2 protein-coding genes are annotated in these 1,230 nt (G+C 68.0%); both read left to right on the top strand.

The window, feature by feature from the left end:
• Positions 1 to 487 (top strand): hypothetical protein (locus EB084_25965; GenBank protein ID NDD31711.1); only part of this gene is annotated, 487 nt, incomplete at its 5' end.
• The coding region (locus EB084_25960; protein NDD31710.1) for a hypothetical protein at positions 487 to 1,230 on the top strand (744 nt) is incomplete at its 3' end. The genes EB084_25965 and EB084_25960, both read left to right, overlap by 1 nt.

Genomic DNA, 1,230 nt, shown 5'->3' with positions numbered 1-1,230 from the left:
CGAGAAGGCAAACTTCCGCGTCCTCGCCAAGGATGGCTACGGCAACCAGCTCACGCGCGTCGGGGAGAAGTTCTTGGTGCTGATCCGGCCGGAAATGAAGGACCGGCCGTGGTGCGAAGGAAATGAAGGACCGGCCGACAGCAGCGTGCGTGACGATTGTGACGTCTCTTACGCGGTCGAGTACACGTGCGAAACCATCGGGCGACACTACGTGAGCGTGCGTCATGGCTCCGCCGACGTTGACGAGTTGCCCGGCTCGCCCTTCGTGCTGCGCTGCCTGCCTGGCTCCGCGCATCTGGCCTCGTGCAGGTTTGTGGCCGCGCACCACGGCGTGCGCGCGCTCATGCTCGAGCGCGACCTCGAGGCGCTCGATGACGGCAAGGAGCGGCTCTCGCTTGGCACGGTGGGCGCGTGTGGCGTGAAGCTCAAGGTGCAGGTGCGCCTTCGCGACAAGCAGGGCGTGGCTACGCGCATGAGCGCCAGCTGATGCTCGCACTCCTGCCCGAGCCGCGCCGGCCCGCGACAGGCATGGCGACGCCGCAGATCGACCTTAAGGCCTCGGCCAGCGCCGCCAAAGCGCACGACTCGGCGCTCCTCGGCTGGGTAGCCTCGCGATGGAAGGCGGCCGCCAGCAGCCTTGTGGGTGGCTCGCTGCCCACGGCGGCCTCGTTCGCGCCCGCTGCGGCGCCAGGCGGTGACGACGGCATCCGCGTAGTGGCCAGCGACGCCGTCAGCTTTGAGGGCGCAGCGCTCGCGTGCCTCGAGCGCGCCTCCCAGCCCCGCGCCTCTCTGACCGAGGGGAGTGGTGATGCGAGCGCCAAGCCCGCGACGGCGCTCGAAGATGATGGCGAGGTGGGCGATGGGATTCACGAGGCGTGCCTCGAGCTGCGGCGCGTGGGTCGGTATCGCCTCGTGCTTGTGGGCAACAAGGGGCACTCGATCGGGCCGCCGCTTGCGACACTCGAGGTCGGACCCGGCCGCGCACACGCAAACACGTGCACGGTGGGCGGCGACAGCATCGACAAGGGCTTCGTGGGGCAGCCGTTCGACTTCTGGCTCAAGGCGTACGATGGCGCAGGCAACGTCATCGAGACGGGTGGCGAAAAGGTGAGCGTCAAGGTGATCAACATGCCTGGCGGCATGCAGCAGGCCCCCAAGGTGAACGTGCGCGACGACGGCAACGGTACGTACGGCCTCAAATTCGTGCCGACCGTAGCGGGCATTTACACA

The organism is Pseudomonadota bacterium, from assembly GCA_010028905.1.
In the GTDB taxonomy this organism is placed as follows: domain Bacteria; phylum Vulcanimicrobiota; class Xenobia; order RGZZ01; family RGZZ01; genus RGZZ01.
This window is presented reverse-complemented; position numbering and strand designations above follow the sequence as displayed.